Below are 14,195 nucleotides of genomic sequence, written 5' to 3' on the forward strand. Positions count from 1 at the left end.
ACCATGTATAATAATTCGTATAAAGAGATGAGGGGGAAGATGAAATGGTCCAATCAATCAATACAAAAGTAGATTTAGTTATTGATGGAACCTCACATGTATTAGTTTCAGAGTATGGTAAGATTATGATTGGCGATAAAGGATTTGAATTCTATAATAAACGGGATGCCCGTAAGTATATTCAAATTCCTTGGGAGGAAATAGATTACGTGATTGCTTCCGTCATGTTCAAAGGGAAATGGATCCCGCGTTATGCCATTCAAACGAAGAAGAATGGAACATTTTCATTCTCATCGAAAGAGCCTAAAAAGGTGTTTCGGGCAATTCGTGAATATGTTGACCCTGATCGTATGGTTCGATCCTTAGGTGCTTTTGAAGTCATTAAACGCAATTTCAAGCGTAAGAAATCAAAAAGTTAATCGTTTTGAGTCCGGCGTGGATAGAGGTCTCTCGTTTTCCGGGGGGATATCGGGACAGGTTAACGAAGAAACAGTTACAGAAATGGCACAAGAAAAAATCCCTCTTGAAAGGGGAAAAACAGGGTGCTATAATAAGGAAAGAAGCTCATTAAAGTAATTGGAAAGCTTTTTATTTAGATAGATGGTTAAAACGCTTTCGAACATAATATAAATTAAATAAACACTTGCAATTATATTTTACGTGTTACTGATTCGATCAGGCATGAGTGAAAGGTAGTTATTAAAGCGAAGAGGAAGGACATCTCTGTCTTTTTATCTTCATTTAACCTGCTTTTTTCTCATGTCTTTTTTCATTGGTGCTGAAAGCGTTTTACAAAGCTTGCAAACATACTGCTTTAAGAGCTTGCCATATCTATTGAAGCCTTAACAAACATAAAAAGGAGGTTAAAAAGATGGTAGGAATTATCATTGCCAGCCATGGTGAATTTGCGACAGGTATCTTGCAGTCTGGAGCGATGATCTTTGGAGAGCAAGAGAATGTCAAGGCTGTTACGTTGATGCCGAGTGAAGGTCCGGATGACGTAAGAGCAAAAATGGAAGAGGCCATTGCTTCTTTCGACAATCAGGATGAAGTATTATTCTTAGTCGATCTTTGGGGTGGAACCCCCTTTAATCAGGCAAGCAGCTTGATGGAGGGGCATGAAGATACATGGGCTATCGTTGCTGGGTTGAACTTAGCAATGGTAATCGAATCGTATGCATCGCGCTTTTCTATGAACACAGCGCATGAAATAGCGGCTCATATTATTGATACGGCGAAGGATGCAGTGAAAGTAAAGCCGGAGGAATTAGAGCCGGAAGAATCTGCTGAATCTGCTTCTGCGTCTTCTGGAGCCAGTGCAGGAGCTCCCGGGTCATTTGACTACGTGTTAGCACGGATTGACTCCCGCCTATTGCACGGACAGGTGGCAACATCGTGGACAAGAAGTACATCGCCCACGCGTATCATCGTTGTATCAGACACGGTAGCAAAGGATGAATTACGTAAAAAATTGATTCAACAGGCTGCTCCGTCAGGTATCAAGGCACATACGGTTCCTATTCAGAAAATGGTGGAGCTCGCAAAGGATGATCAGCATTTTGGCGGACAGCGCGCATTGCTTCTATTCGAGAATCCTCAGGATGTATTGAGAGCTATTGAAGGCGGCGTTCCGCTGGATACGATCAATGTCGGATCGATGTCCCATTCTACTGGAAAAGTGCAGCCAAATAAGGTACTTGCCTTTGACCAGAATGATATCGATACGTTCAAAAAGTTGAAGGAATTAGGCGTGGATTTTGATGTGCGTAAGGTTCCAGCTGATTCATATGGGAATATGGATGAGATTTTGAGAAGAGCGCAAGCAGAATTAGACAGACAGAAATAATCCTAAATCATTAGAGGAAAAGGAGGATTAATCATCATGGATTTAACTATTATTCAAATAATATTAATTATTATTATTGCATTTATAGCTGGTATTGAAGGAATCCTGGATGAATTCCAGTTTCATCAGCCCATTGTAGCTTGTACGTTAATCGGTCTGGTTAGCGGAGAGTTAACCGCATGTCTTATTTTAGGCGGCTCGCTGCAGTTTATTGCTTTAGGCTGGGCAAATATTGGAGCTGCTGTTGCACCGGATACAGCTTTGGCCTCTGTTGCATCAGCAATTATTCTTGTTTTAAGCGGACAGGGAACAGCGGGGGTAAACTCAGCTATGGCGATTGCTATTCCTTTAGCAGTTGCAGGTCTGTTATTAACTATCATCGTTCGGACGCTTGCTACAGGGATTGTCCATTTAATGGATGCAGCGGCCAAGGACGGCAACATTCGAAAAATTGAAATGTGGCATGTGGTTGCTATCTGCATGCAGGGTTTACGTATTGCTATTCCGGCTGCATTGATTGTAGCTATTGGTGCAACACCGGTTAGAGAGATGCTTCAATCGATGCCTGACTGGTTAACAGAAGGCCTGGCAGTCGGCGGCGGAATGGTAGTAGCGGTTGGTTATGCCATGGTTATTAACATGATGGCTACCAAAGAAGTATGGCCATTCTTTGCCATTGGTTTCGTACTGGCGACGATTCCGGATATTACGCTTGTAGGCTTTGGCGGTATTGGTGTAGCACTTGCACTTATTTATATAGCACTTACGAAACAAGGCGGCTCCGGTGGCGGTGGAAACACTGGTGATCCTTTAGGCGATATTATTGATGACTATTAAAAAAAGGAGGACATGAAGATGGCACAAGAAGAAATCAAATTATCAAAAAGAGATCGTATTGCTATTTGGTGGCGCTCCACATTCCTTCAAGGTTCTTGGAACTACGAACGGATGCAAAATGGCGGCTGGGCATTTTCCATGATACCCGCAATCAAAAGATTATATCAGACAAAAGAAGATCGTGCGGCTGCACTGCAGCGACACTTAGAGTTCTTTAATACACACCCTTATGTTGCTTCTCCGATTATTGGTGTAACGTTGGCACTTGAAGAAGAACGTGCAAACGGTGCTCCGGTGGACAATAAGGCAATTCAAGGGGTTAAGGTCGGAATGATGGGGCCGTTAGCAGGTATCGGGGATCCTATTTTCTGGTTTACCCTCAGACCAATTCTTGGTTCATTGGCGGCTTCACTTGCAGTGACTGGTAATATCCTTGGACCAATCATTTTCTTCGTAGCATGGAACTTGATTCGGATGGGATTCCTATGGTACTCACAGGAACTTGGTTACAAAGCAGGGGAAAAAATTACGGATGACTTATCTGGCGGATTGCTCCAGGATATTACCAAGGGTGCATCAATACTCGGTATGTTTATTCTCGGGGCATTGGTAAACCGATGGGTGGATGTCTCCTTTACCCCGACCGTCGCAGAAGTTCAGCTCGATGAAGGTGCTTATATTGAATGGGATAGCTTGCCTGGAGGAGCGGAAGGAATTCAGTCCGCATTGTTACAACAGGAAGAGGGCAGGTCATTGACCCAAACAGATGTCACGACGCTGCAGGATAACTTAGACAGTTTGATTCCTGGTCTTGCCGGGCTGCTGCTGACACTCCTTTGTATGTGGCTGCTCCGGAAGAAAGTGTCACCAATCACGATGATTCTTGGATTGTTCGTAGTTGGTGTTGTATTCCATGCCATCAACCTGATGTAATAAATCTTTTTCAGATGATTTTTGACGATTAGATGTATAAATAAAAAGGTGCCTCCTGGTATGATAAAACTATCAAATGAAGGAGGTGCTTTTTTATTCCATGCCAGAATCCAGAAGAAGACGTTAACGATATATAAATAAAGACAAATCTATTTTAGGAGGCCGCTATGCTTACTATTGGTTATATTGGAAACGGGAAAAGCACGAACAGGTATCATTTGCCGTTCGTAATGCAAAGAGAACATATCAAAGTGAAAACCATTTACCGGAGGACCCCTGCGAACGATAGCTGGGATAAACATGCAGGAGTGCATTACACTTCAGATTTAGAGGAATTGTTACGTGATGAGGACATTCAGCTTATTGTGATTTGTACAAAACATGACAGCCATTATGAATATGCAAAACAAGTATTAGAGCATAATAAGCACTGTTTAGTCGAAAAGCCTTTTATGGAAACCTCAGAGCAGGCAAAAGAAATTTTTGCATTGGCAAAGGAAAAAGGATTGATTGTCCAGGCCTATCAAAACAGACGATTTGATAGTGATTTTTTAACTGTTCAAAAAGTGATAGAAGAAGGAAAGCTTGGGGACTTGCTGGAAGTGGAGATGCATTATGACTATTATCGTCCCGAGGTACCGGAGTCTGCCGATTCATTTGACCCTAATGCATCATTTCTGTATGGACATGGCTGCCATACCCTGGATCAGGTCATCAGTTATTTTGGCAAACCCGATAATATCCATTATGATGTGAAGCAATTATTAGGACAGGGAAGAATGAACGATTATTTCGATTTAGATTTATATTATGGTGGATTAAAAGTATCGGTGAAATCCAGCTATTTCAGATTGAAAGAAAGACCAAGCTTTGTGGTGCATGGTAAAAAAGGATGCTTTATCAAAGAAACAAAAGATCGTCAGGAAGAGCATTTAAAGTTATTCTATATGCCGGATAACGAGGACTTTGGCATCGATACACTGCGTCATTATGGCGTACTGACCTATGTAGATGAAGAAGGAACGGTACATGAGGAAACAGTGAAATCGGTAGATGGCGATTATGGGCGTGTATATGACGATTTATATGAAGCGGTTATCAATGGGCAAGATAAAACGATTACGGATGAGCAGACGCTGCTGCAGATGGAGATGTTGGAGACGGGGATTCAACATTTAAGATAGCAGATGCTTTTGTATAAATGCATAGAACTTGGATGAACAAGCTGTCTTGTTTATCCAAGTTTTTTTGGTGTGGAGAGCAAATAGCAGTATTTTGTCTACATTAACCCCCAATAATAATTGTTCTCCCTTTTGACTTTTGATTTACTCCATTAGTATTATCCTCTCTTCTGAATCATGTCTAAAAGGTATCTTTGCTTTGTGAATAATTTGTATCAAATTCCACTACATCACTTATATACTACACTATTTTTATAAAATAATAATGATGATCCTCTTATCTATATTAGTACGACAAACATGGCAATCAAGGAAGTAAATATTCCTTCAGAACGGATTGGAGGTAAGTATTTGAACGAAGGGCAGGAAAAAATGTTGAACCTTTTGGGTTAATAGGTTTTATATAGTTATAATTTTTTGCACTGCTACAGGGAACCAAGTTTGTCTGTATGGCACAGATTTATAAATCTATAATGAAAGCAGGGATGGAAAAGGGTGATAAGCATGTTAACAAATAGACAAAAAGAAATTGCATCTATGTTGTTGAATTGTGAAAAGCCGCTACTTTATCGAGAATTAGCTGATAAATGTTCTGTATCACTTAGAACCATTAAATCAGATATGAAGGAAGTAAAGTATTGGTTTAAAAAGCACCAAGTAGATTTACAGTCACAACCGGTTAAAGGCCTTTGGATTACCAATTTAAATGAAAAAGAGAAAATGAAAATCTATCACAAACTCTTATTAGAGACAGTAGATGAAGAAATTTGGGGCGAAGAGGGACGCATACGCCGTATTGTCCTATTGCTAAGTTTACATCCCAGCAAGTATATTACGGCGGAATTCTTAGCTGATCAGTTACTTGTAAGCAAGCAAACGATTTATAAGGATATGAAAAAAGTTGAAAAACACTTGGCTGAAAATAATATAACGTTAAAGATGCTTCCTAGAAAAGGATACACGATTGCAGGAGAAGAAGTTGATATACGACAGCACGCGGAATATTTACTAACATACAAAATTGTCATTGAGGAATCGTATAGACCAGAAATATATTTGAAATTTAAAGAAGAACTCACTTCCTTTTCACCAGATATGAAAAAGGTGGTTCTACTAATAGATGAAATACTGATGAAATCTATTAAACAATCATTGGTTGAATACCATCCTGCTTCTGTTAAGATTTTCACCCTATTTACAAGGTTAGTGATTTCGGTTTGTCGAGTAACGAAAGAAAACGCTATTCAATTAGGAAGAAATAATGATGAGATAGATATGTCCATGTCAACATTCGCAATGTTCGTCTATGCTGTTGCAAATGATGTTTTTGAACATTTCAGCCTAGAGATAACTAATGATGAATTCATTTACATTTATAGAAATGCCTTATTAAATAATCACAACGAAGACCTGATCGAAATGACGAATAATATTATTCATTATGTGAGCAGAAGGCTTTCCATTCCTTTTTATAACGATAGTACGTTACAAACAAACCTATTGTCCCATTTCTCTAATAAATTTACTGAAGAAAATGCCATTTTATTAGAGAATAACCCGTTTATGGAAGATCTTAAAACAAAGCATGATTATCTTTATCATCCTGTTAAAACAGCGTGTGAAAAATATATCGAATCACATAATTTTACGTCTGAAATGATTAGTTCATTTGTTACATTGCATTTTCTTGTATCAATGGAAACAACTTTTGAAAACAAGAAACCTTTAAAAGCACTCTATGTTTGTGCAAGCGGCAGAGGAGTGGCACGTGTTATAAAAAATCGTGTGGAAAAAGAAGTGCCGCGGATTAGAATTATTCAATATTGTGGCTTAGATGATTTAGAAGAGATTATGGAAAAGGATACGTTTGACATCATCATTAGTGTATTTCCAATTGAAACCGCTATACCAACGATATGGGTAGACCCGGTACCAAGCGAAAGTAATATTAAAGAGTTAAAGAACAAAGTAAGTGAATTAACTGGTGATAATCAAGTAATTGCACAGCAGATAATCAACAAAGGTGAAAGCAATATCGATGATCCAGAAGAATACTCCAGAGCAGTTATATTGGAAGCAATGGAACTATATTTGGGAATTAAGCAAGCTTTTAAAGGCAGAATCAAGCATAAAATGGAGGATGCTTTTCTAATGCATGTTTTCCTCATGGTTCATCGTATTAAATTCAGAATGGAATATGATCACCTTGTAAATACATCTTTTATAGAAACAGAAGATTATCGGAAAGTAGATGAAGTTTTTAAAAAACAAGGTCTGCAGGCCAATGCAGATGAGAAAAAAGCGATCCTATTCTATATTGAAAAGGAGGAAGCAAGCTGTGGGAAAGGTTACCATTATTAAAAATGGAATTGTATTTAACGCTGTTAATAAAGCGTTTACTAAAAAAGATGTCTATGTGAAAGATGATGAAATAATAGCTGAAGAAGATATTGAGGAAACAGATTTGCTGACAGAATGGGATGCAAAGGGAAGCTATGTTGCCCCGGGGTTTATAGATATGCATGTACACGTATTTGAAAATTTTGCTCAAATTGGGATAAATGCTGACAAAATCGGTATTAATCAGGGGGTTACAACAGTTGTTGATGCAGGAAGTACAGGGTATAAAGATTATGCTCAATTTAAGGATAAAATTATCAATCAACATACGACAGAAATATTGTCGTTATTAAATGTATCCGCCACGGGCTTAGTAGAGGGATTGGATGAATTGTCTGCTCCTGAAAAATTAATGAGTGAACGTGCATGGGAAACGATAAAAGCTTCAGAACCGGCTATTGTTGGGTTGAAAGCCAGAATGAGTCAATCGGTTGTCGGGAATCAGGGTATTCGCCCTTTGGAACATGCCCGCAAATTAGCTGATCAGACGGATACGCCCATCATGGTGCATATTGGCTCACCTCCTCCGCCATTAAATGAAATTCTGCCTTTATTAAAAAATGGTGATATTGTAACGCATGCTTTTCATGGCAAAAAAGGCGGGATTCTTGATGAAGATGGAGCTTTAATACCTGAAGCACATGAGGCGCTAGAGCGGGGAGTTAAATTTGACGTTGGTCATGGAACATCAAGCTTTTCATATCAAACAATTAAACGATTTAAAGAGAATTATAGTTATCCATTTACGATCAGTACAGATGTTTATGAAAAGAATTTTGAACAGCCAGTTGGCAGTTTAATGGATACCATATCGAAATTATTAGCAGTAGGATATGACTTAGAAGATTTAATCGAATCCGTTACAATTCTTCCGGCTAGAACGCTGTCTTTAATGAATTATGGATCATTGGAACCTGGAAAGAAAGCAGATATTACAATGTTTCATATTGAGAAAAAGGATAGAGAACTAATCGATTCACATGGTGAAGTGATGAAAGTAAATCAACGTTTAATTCCACAAACAACATGGAAAAACGGAAAGATTGTATATCAAAGGGGTTAAGAATGTGGAAAAAAAAGATCTAACTAACTATTTCATGAATAGTCAAGATCCAGATGTTTGTGAAAGTATTTACAATGATGCAGTGAACTATATAGATAGTAATGGATATGAAATAAAAGATGATCAAAGAGAAGCCTTATTAAATCACATATCTGAAATGGTGAAAAGAAATCAAAGAAAAGAAATAATGCAAGTAGAAGATAAAAAGTTATTTGAAGAAGTTTCGCAAGAGTCCATCAAACAAGCTAGAGAATTAGTAAAACAATTAGAACATATTTCAGATGATGAAACGTATTTATTATCGATTCATTTTGAAGTAGTTAAATATAATCAATCAAAATAAGGAGTGAGTTAAATGGTAAAAGTAGTTATTGCAGATAGACTTGGAAAAGGGCAAAACGTGGGAAAAGGTGTAGAAATTGCTGGAGGAGAAGCTATTGTAGTCCCGGGAATTGGAGCGGACATGAAGCTCGGCGATGAAATGAATAAAGTAGATGCGGATTTGGGAATTTCATTTTGCGGCAGTGGTGGAGCAGGAGCAATTACAGCACAAACGAAATATGGATATAAAGCAAGACATGGCATGCGTTCTATTGAAGAAGGAGTAACTGCCATTCGTGAAGGCTATAAAGTATTAGGGTTCGGGTTCATGGATGTAGAAGACCTGGGCAAACGTATCGTGGAAGAATACAAGAAAATACAAGGGGAATGAATCACATGATTGAAAACCAACATGTAACAATAACCGTTTCTGGCAAGGGAAGTACACAAGATGAGGCAGTTAGTCGTGCTTTAAGTAAAATTCAGAAACAGATATTTTCTGAGATTAATCAGCTTGTTATTCGTGCGGAACCAGAAAACATAGAAGAAGTGGAGGCAACTATGGAAGAATATACAGAACGTTTTTTCTTCTTTTTTATGCCGCGTAAAAAATTGAGTTGTCATGTGACGTTAAAAGTAGATGTAAACTTAAAAACAATCGATTCTGCCAAATTTAATTGGCAGAAAAAAGGTAGTCACCATCCATTAAGGAGGGGTATACGTGGGCGGAATCGTAGTTATTCTAATTAAATCATTAATTATTGGAGCGATTGTCGGTTTTGGCGTAGGTGCTGGTGCAGCAAGGATGTTCCATGCACCGAAGTCTCAATCAATGGGAGCATTCAGAACGATTGGCGAGATGAATGCCTGTGCAGGTGACCGTGCATCCCATTTTTCATTTGGACTGGGCTTCTTCTTTAACGCTTGGGCATCAGCTGTTGGAGCTGGCGCGCTTACGCAGGATGTAGATCATAGAATTATTCCCAATTGGTCTGTCGCCGTGCTTTTAAGAAAAGGAAAAACAATAGAAGAAACCATGCATAACCCTTTCAAAATGAGTATAGCGGGGGCGATCGTGGGAGCAATCGTTGTTGCTTTTTTAAGTACTACAACAGCATCTATTCCGGAGGGACTTAGAAATGTTGCGCTGGAAGTATTGGCTCCAGCGGCGGATTGGCTTATTAATATGGCTATGCCGGTCATATTTTGGTTAGCTGCATTAGATGCCGGAAAACGTTCTGGTTTTTGGGGGACGATATTTGGCGGACTAGCTCATATTATTATGGGTAATGCTGTTCCTGGTGTTGTACTAGGTATATTGGTAGGTAAGGGTGTGGATGATTCTGGATGGAATAACATCACAAAAATATTAATGACAGCTATTATTGTGCTGTTCATCTTAAGCGCCTTCTTTAGGGGAATTGATATAGAGCTGATTGAAAGTCTCAACCTTACTGTGCCAAATTGGTTACAAGGACTTCATAATTTAATAAACCCTTAGTGAGGAGGAAATAAAATGACTGATGGTCAACTAAGTGATGCGATGTATAAAAAGAGTTTTTGGTTTGCAGATTGGTCGTTCCCAATTTTTGTAGCACTTCTGTCATCTGGTATTTTTGCAGGTACGCATATGTATTACGTTTATAAAGTAGGTGCTTTTAATGAAGTAGCCATTGTAGCTTTGTTAGAAGCAGGTATGCAAGGATCTGGCTATGGTGCAGCGGCAGCATTTGGAGCTAGCTTTTTATTTGCACGTATACTTGAAGGCGGTTTAGTAGGAGTACTTGATATAGGTGGTTCGATACTAACTGGTGTAGGTATCGGAATACCAGCACTGCTTTTAGGTGCAGGAATTGTTTTACCACTAGAAAACTTTTTTGTCTCTTTAATAACGGGCTTATTAATAGGCGTGGTAATAGGCTATGTTGTTATTGGCATTAAAAAGTTTACGGTCGGAAAGGCAAATTCTACATTTGGCAGTGATGTGATGATGGGTGCAGGTAACTCGTCTGGCAGATTTTTAGGACCGTTAATTATTATTTCTGCTGCAACAGCATCCATCCCTGTAGGCTTAGGTTCTTTACTTGGAGGAGCATTCTTTTATTTATGGAATAAACCCGTTGCGGGCGGAGCAATCTTAGGTGCCATGGCAATCGGAGCATTTTTCCCAATTTAAAATGAATAGCAGCAAAGTATTCCAGTAGATGTTCTATGTTATTGCAACCCCAATCAGTGGGGGTGAAAAGAAAACCCTCACTGATTGAAGTTTCACTTTATAGAAACCATGTTAGATATGTAATCATAACTGAAAGGTTGATTAATTATGGATAATTCACTACATGACAGATATGGATTAAAACGTGTCATAAATGCAAGTGGCAGAATGAGTATTCTTGGCGTCTCTGCACCATCTGATACAGTGATGGATGCAATGAAAACAGGCGGACAAAATTATGTGGAAATTACTGATTTAGTGGATAAGTCAGGCGAATATATTGCGGATATGCTGGATTCAGAATCTGCTCTTATTGTAAATTCAGCATCAAGTGGAATTGTTTTATCTGTCGCTGGATTGGTCACCAAAGGAAATAGAAGGTTGAGTGAAAAGATACATCAAGAAAAAATCATGAAAAATGAGATTATCATGTTGAAAGGGCAAAATGTTCATTACGGTGCTCCAATTGAATCAATGATCTATCTTGGTGGAGGCGAGCTAGTGGAGGCAGGATATGCAAATGAAGGAAAACAAGAACATATCTCCGATGCTGTAAACGAAAATACAGCGGCTATTTTGTATGTAAAATCTCATCATGCCGTACAAAAGAATATGATTTCTGTTGAAGAAGCTGCAGAGGTTGCAAAAGAAAAGAATATCCCATTTATTGTTGACGCAGCAGCAGAAGAAGATTTGGGAAAATATGTGAAAATTGCTGATCTGGCAATTTACAGCGGATCGAAAGCTATTGAAGGGCCAACATCGGGTATTGTGGCAGGGAAAAAAGATTATGTAGAGTGGGTCAAAACACAGCTTCATTATATTGGAAGAAGTATGAAGGTAGGAAAGGAATCTACATTTGGCTTACTGCAGGCATTGGATGAGTATTTTGTAAAAAAAGATAATAGTGAAGCTGAAAAGGCGAGTTTAGAAGTACTGCAATCATTAAATACAATGGAAGGTGTCACTGCAACGATCGTACAGGACGAAGCGGGACGCTCTATCTTCAGAGCACGTATCACCATTGATGAAGCTGTTACAGCTATATCAGCTAAGGAAGTAACGAATCAACTAAAACATGGCGAAATTGCTATTTATACTCGTGATTATGGTGTGAGACAAGGATTCTTTGATATTGATCCACGACCGTTACAAGAAAATGATAGTCAAGTTATTTATAGTCGAATCGTTGACATTCTAGGAGGAAAAGAAGTATGAAGAAGATAGATAAATTTTTTTATAAGGACCGTGTTGCTTTAAACGTTCTGGCGAATAGTATTGAAAATGCAAAGGAAGTATATGAAGCAGGAGAGGGAAAGGTACTAATCGGCGTACTATCGAAGAATTATGATACGGTGGAAGAAGCAGTAGGCGCAATGGGAAAATATGATGAAGCAATCCATGGGGCTGTATCCATTGGTTTGGGTGCAGGTGATAACAGACAGGCTGCAGTGGTTGAAAATATTGTGAAATCATATGAAGGGAGTCATATTAACCAAGTGTTTCCATCTGTCGGTGCAACCAGAGCGAATCTAGGAGAGAAAGAGAGCTGGATCAATGCTTTGGTATCTCCATCAGGAAAAGTTGGTTATGTAACTATTTCAACTGGCCCGTTAAGTTCCAATGTCGGAGAACAAGCTGTTGTTCCAATAGAATCAGCTATAGCGTTAATGAAAGATATGGGAGGACATGCATTAAAATTTTTCCCTATGAAAGGTCTCGCTCACCAAGAAGAGTTCCGTGCTGTTGCTAAAGCTTGTGCAGAAGCCGACTTTGCTTTAGAACCAACTGGCGGCATTGACTTAAATAACTTTGAAGAGATTTTGACCATTGCTCTTGAAGCCGGAGTACCAAAAGTCATCCCTCATGTTTATTCTTCTATTATTGATAAAGAAACGGGTAAAACCAATATAGAAGATGTAAAAAAACTATTAGATGTTACGAAACAGCTAGTAAATAATTATGCATAATGAACTGGCTCGTATCTCGATTAGCTACGAATAGAGCTAAAATATTCACCAATTTGTTAGTTACTAAGTAAACATAATTGAAAAAATATATACTATAGCCTGGTGTCCTTTAATGGTTCCAGGCTATTTTTCATCTCTCTTGGTAATATTTCTTGAAAGCCAACCAGTATCTTTTGTTTATTCTAAAGGATTTCTTGTTCAAGCATTTAAAAGAGATTTATTTTAAGACGGGAGAAAAAAGGTGACGCAGTAAGAGTTAATAAAATCCTACAGCTAAAACAAAAAAGCCGTCTATAAAGATAGACGGCTAAATAAAAAAAATCAAAAGTAAAAATAGCACATGCTCCTGTATACATACTTTTAGTTTTAAGAAACACGGGTAACCCCTCTTCGAAACCAAGCAATAATTGCTGCAATAATCAAAGCAAAACCTAAATACCCCATCGTAGAATATACTTTGCCGACAAGCGTTGTAAAACCGACTAAGCTAGCTGCAAAACCAAGTAACCCAATAATCACAACGGCAGGCTTATAGGCTCTGCTATCAGGTGCGATAAATCGTACCGTAAAGGAGTAGAACATACCAACTGCTGTATTATACATCATGCCAAGCAGTGCAATAGCCATCAGAATACCAATAAATGGATGGATTTGTTCTGCTAAGGCAAGTGTTGGCATGTCCATTCCTGCCACAACATCTACTTTCATGAACATCCCGATATGAATAAGAATAATCAATCCGCCAAGCATGATTCCTCCCAAAATACCTCCCCAGCCTGCAACTTTTCGGTTTTTCACGCCTCCGCTCATGACAATCAGTAATGCTGCTCCTGCTGCCAGATTATAAGATACATAGAGGAAGGCGCTTAACAACCAGTTAGGTGCGGCAGAAGCTTGTTCCTTGGCGATTGCATCTGCTTCAGCCAGAGATAAATCCGTGGTGAAAATGGAATAGACCAAGATGATAAAGATAATCGCAATCAAGTAAGGTGTAATTGCTGCAATGATTCCGATAATCTTTTGTGTATTTAATAGCAATGTCAATATAGTTAAAGTTACCATAATAATGCTGCCTGCAATGGTATTGATGCCAAACATCTGCTCAAAAGTAGAGCCGGAGCCTGCAAACATAACAACGGCTACTCCGAAAAGGAAGAAGGTAATTAAAATATCCAATATCGCCCCGATATAACGTCCGCCGATATGGTAAATTACCCCTTTATGGGAAGCTGCCTGCAAGTCTGTTCCCAGCTGGGCAAAGGTGAATCCTAGAAAGATAAAGAGGAGGGTGGCGACAATCCCGCCAACTGTACCCCATATACCAAAGCTGGTGAAGTATTGCATGACTTTTTGTCCTGAAGCGAACCCGGCTCCAACAATAAGACCAACAAAAGCACTTCCTATTTGAAAACTCTTTTTCATCTGATTA

At 38.8% G+C, this 14,195-nt stretch carries 15 protein-coding genes; 14 read left to right on the forward strand and 1 reads right to left on the reverse strand.

Translation table 11 applies throughout. The annotated features are described in order from the left end of the window. Positions 1-44 precede the first annotated feature (44 nt). The 14 genes from ACZSMY_RS19005 to dagF all read left to right on the forward strand — a co-directional run bounded on the left by ACZSMY_RS19005 (position 45) and on the right by dagF (position 12,766). Positions 45-419, forward strand: coding sequence for a DUF956 family protein (locus ACZSMY_RS19005; RefSeq protein ID WP_042528829.1), 375 nt, complete (start codon positions 45-47; stop codon positions 417-419). A gap of 452 nt (positions 420-871) precedes the next feature. Beyond that, positions 872-1,846 carry a mannose/fructose/sorbose PTS transporter subunit IIA gene (locus tag ACZSMY_RS19010; protein ID WP_042528831.1) on the forward strand — a complete coding sequence of 325 codons (975 nt, stop codon included), beginning with the start codon at positions 872-874 and terminating at the stop codon, positions 1,844-1,846. 36 nt (positions 1,847-1,882) lie between these two features. Continuing rightward, a complete protein-coding gene (locus ACZSMY_RS19015) occupies positions 1,883-2,683 on the forward strand; it encodes a PTS mannose/fructose/sorbose transporter subunit IIC (RefSeq protein WP_042528833.1) in 801 nt (266 codons plus the stop codon). Between the two features lie 18 nt (positions 2,684-2,701). Further along, positions 2,702-3,616, forward strand: a complete 915-nt coding sequence (locus ACZSMY_RS19020; protein ID WP_042528835.1) for a PTS system mannose/fructose/sorbose family transporter subunit IID — start codon at positions 2,702-2,704, stop codon at positions 3,614-3,616. 167 nt (positions 3,617-3,783) lie between these two features. Next, on the forward strand, positions 3,784-4,800 hold the full coding sequence (locus tag ACZSMY_RS19025) for an oxidoreductase (protein WP_465148171.1): 1,017 nt from the start codon (positions 3,784-3,786) through the stop codon (positions 4,798-4,800). Positions 4,801-5,301: 501 nt separating this feature from the next. Next, positions 5,302-7,158, forward strand: a complete 1,857-nt coding sequence (locus ACZSMY_RS19030) for a BglG family transcription antiterminator (RefSeq protein WP_465148172.1) — start codon at positions 5,302-5,304, stop codon at positions 7,156-7,158. Continuing rightward, positions 7,136-8,260, forward strand: coding sequence for an amidohydrolase/deacetylase family metallohydrolase (locus ACZSMY_RS19035; RefSeq protein WP_465148173.1), 1,125 nt, complete (start codon positions 7,136-7,138; stop codon positions 8,258-8,260). The genes ACZSMY_RS19030 and ACZSMY_RS19035 overlap by 23 nt, the downstream gene beginning before the upstream one ends. Positions 8,261-8,264: 4 nt before the next feature. Continuing rightward, positions 8,265-8,603 carry a PRD domain-containing protein gene (locus ACZSMY_RS19040; RefSeq protein WP_052484846.1) on the forward strand — a complete coding sequence of 113 codons (339 nt, stop codon included), beginning with the start codon at positions 8,265-8,267 and terminating at the stop codon, positions 8,601-8,603. 12 nt (positions 8,604-8,615) lie between these two features. Next, the gene (locus ACZSMY_RS19045; protein ID WP_042528842.1) at positions 8,616-8,972 is read left to right on the forward strand and encodes an SFCGS family glycine-rich protein; all 357 of its coding nucleotides are present in this window, start codon (positions 8,616-8,618) and stop codon (positions 8,970-8,972) included. 5 nt (positions 8,973-8,977) lie between these two features. Further along, on the forward strand, positions 8,978-9,331 hold the full coding sequence (locus ACZSMY_RS19050; RefSeq protein ID WP_052484847.1) for a DUF4312 family protein: 354 nt from the start codon (positions 8,978-8,980) through the stop codon (positions 9,329-9,331). Then, positions 9,303-10,082, forward strand: a complete 780-nt coding sequence (locus ACZSMY_RS19055) for a DUF4311 domain-containing protein (protein ID WP_212929293.1) — start codon at positions 9,303-9,305, stop codon at positions 10,080-10,082. The genes ACZSMY_RS19050 and ACZSMY_RS19055 overlap by 29 nt, the downstream gene beginning before the upstream one ends. A 15-nt stretch (positions 10,083-10,097) precedes the next feature. After that, positions 10,098-10,757 carry a DUF4310 family protein gene (locus ACZSMY_RS19060; protein ID WP_084612803.1) on the forward strand — a complete coding sequence of 220 codons (660 nt, stop codon included), beginning with the start codon at positions 10,098-10,100 and terminating at the stop codon, positions 10,755-10,757. Between the two features lie 147 nt (positions 10,758-10,904). After that, positions 10,905-12,014, forward strand: coding sequence for a DgaE family pyridoxal phosphate-dependent ammonia lyase (locus ACZSMY_RS19065; RefSeq protein ID WP_042528844.1), 1,110 nt, complete (start codon positions 10,905-10,907; stop codon positions 12,012-12,014). Further along, the gene (gene dagF, locus ACZSMY_RS19070) at positions 12,011-12,766 is read left to right on the forward strand and encodes a 2-dehydro-3-deoxy-phosphogluconate aldolase (RefSeq protein ID WP_332094002.1); all 756 of its coding nucleotides are present in this window, start codon (positions 12,011-12,013) and stop codon (positions 12,764-12,766) included. Before ACZSMY_RS19065 ends, dagF begins: the two co-directional genes overlap by 4 nt. A gap of 366 nt (positions 12,767-13,132) precedes the next feature. On the opposite strand, the gene ACZSMY_RS19075 is transcribed toward dagF, so the two are convergent. Then, complete coding sequence (locus tag ACZSMY_RS19075; protein WP_465148174.1) at positions 13,133-14,188, reverse strand: YkvI family membrane protein; 1,056 nt, start codon at positions 14,186-14,188, stop codon at positions 13,133-13,135. Between the last annotated feature and the right edge of the window lie 7 nt (positions 14,189-14,195).

The sequence above is a fragment of the Oceanobacillus sp. B139/18 genome (assembly GCF_055524595.1).

Coding starts and splice junctions, on each gene's coding strand:
- ACZSMY_RS19030 (WP_465148172.1), top strand. CDS start 5,302: ATGTTAACAAATAGACAAAAAGAAATTGCATCTATGTTGTTGAATTGT.
- ACZSMY_RS19015 (WP_042528833.1), top strand. CDS start 1,883: ATGGATTTAACTATTATTCAAATAATATTAATTATTATTATTGCATTT.
- ACZSMY_RS19050 (WP_052484847.1), top strand. CDS start 8,978: ATGATTGAAAACCAACATGTAACAATAACCGTTTCTGGCAAGGGAAGT.
- ACZSMY_RS19020 (WP_042528835.1), top strand. CDS start 2,702: ATGGCACAAGAAGAAATCAAATTATCAAAAAGAGATCGTATTGCTATT.
- ACZSMY_RS19060 (WP_084612803.1), top strand. CDS start 10,098: ATGACTGATGGTCAACTAAGTGATGCGATGTATAAAAAGAGTTTTTGG.
- ACZSMY_RS19065 (WP_042528844.1), top strand. CDS start 10,905: ATGGATAATTCACTACATGACAGATATGGATTAAAACGTGTCATAAAT.
- ACZSMY_RS19075 (WP_465148174.1), bottom strand. CDS start 14,188: ATGAAAAAGAGTTTTCAAATAGGAAGTGCTTTTGTTGGTCTTATTGTT.
- ACZSMY_RS19025 (WP_465148171.1), top strand. CDS start 3,784: ATGCTTACTATTGGTTATATTGGAAACGGGAAAAGCACGAACAGGTAT.
- ACZSMY_RS19045 (WP_042528842.1), top strand. CDS start 8,616: ATGGTAAAAGTAGTTATTGCAGATAGACTTGGAAAAGGGCAAAACGTG.
- dagF (WP_332094002.1), top strand. CDS start 12,011: ATGAAGAAGATAGATAAATTTTTTTATAAGGACCGTGTTGCTTTAAAC.
- ACZSMY_RS19005 (WP_042528829.1), top strand. CDS start 45: ATGGTCCAATCAATCAATACAAAAGTAGATTTAGTTATTGATGGAACC.
- ACZSMY_RS19010 (WP_042528831.1), top strand. CDS start 872: ATGGTAGGAATTATCATTGCCAGCCATGGTGAATTTGCGACAGGTATC.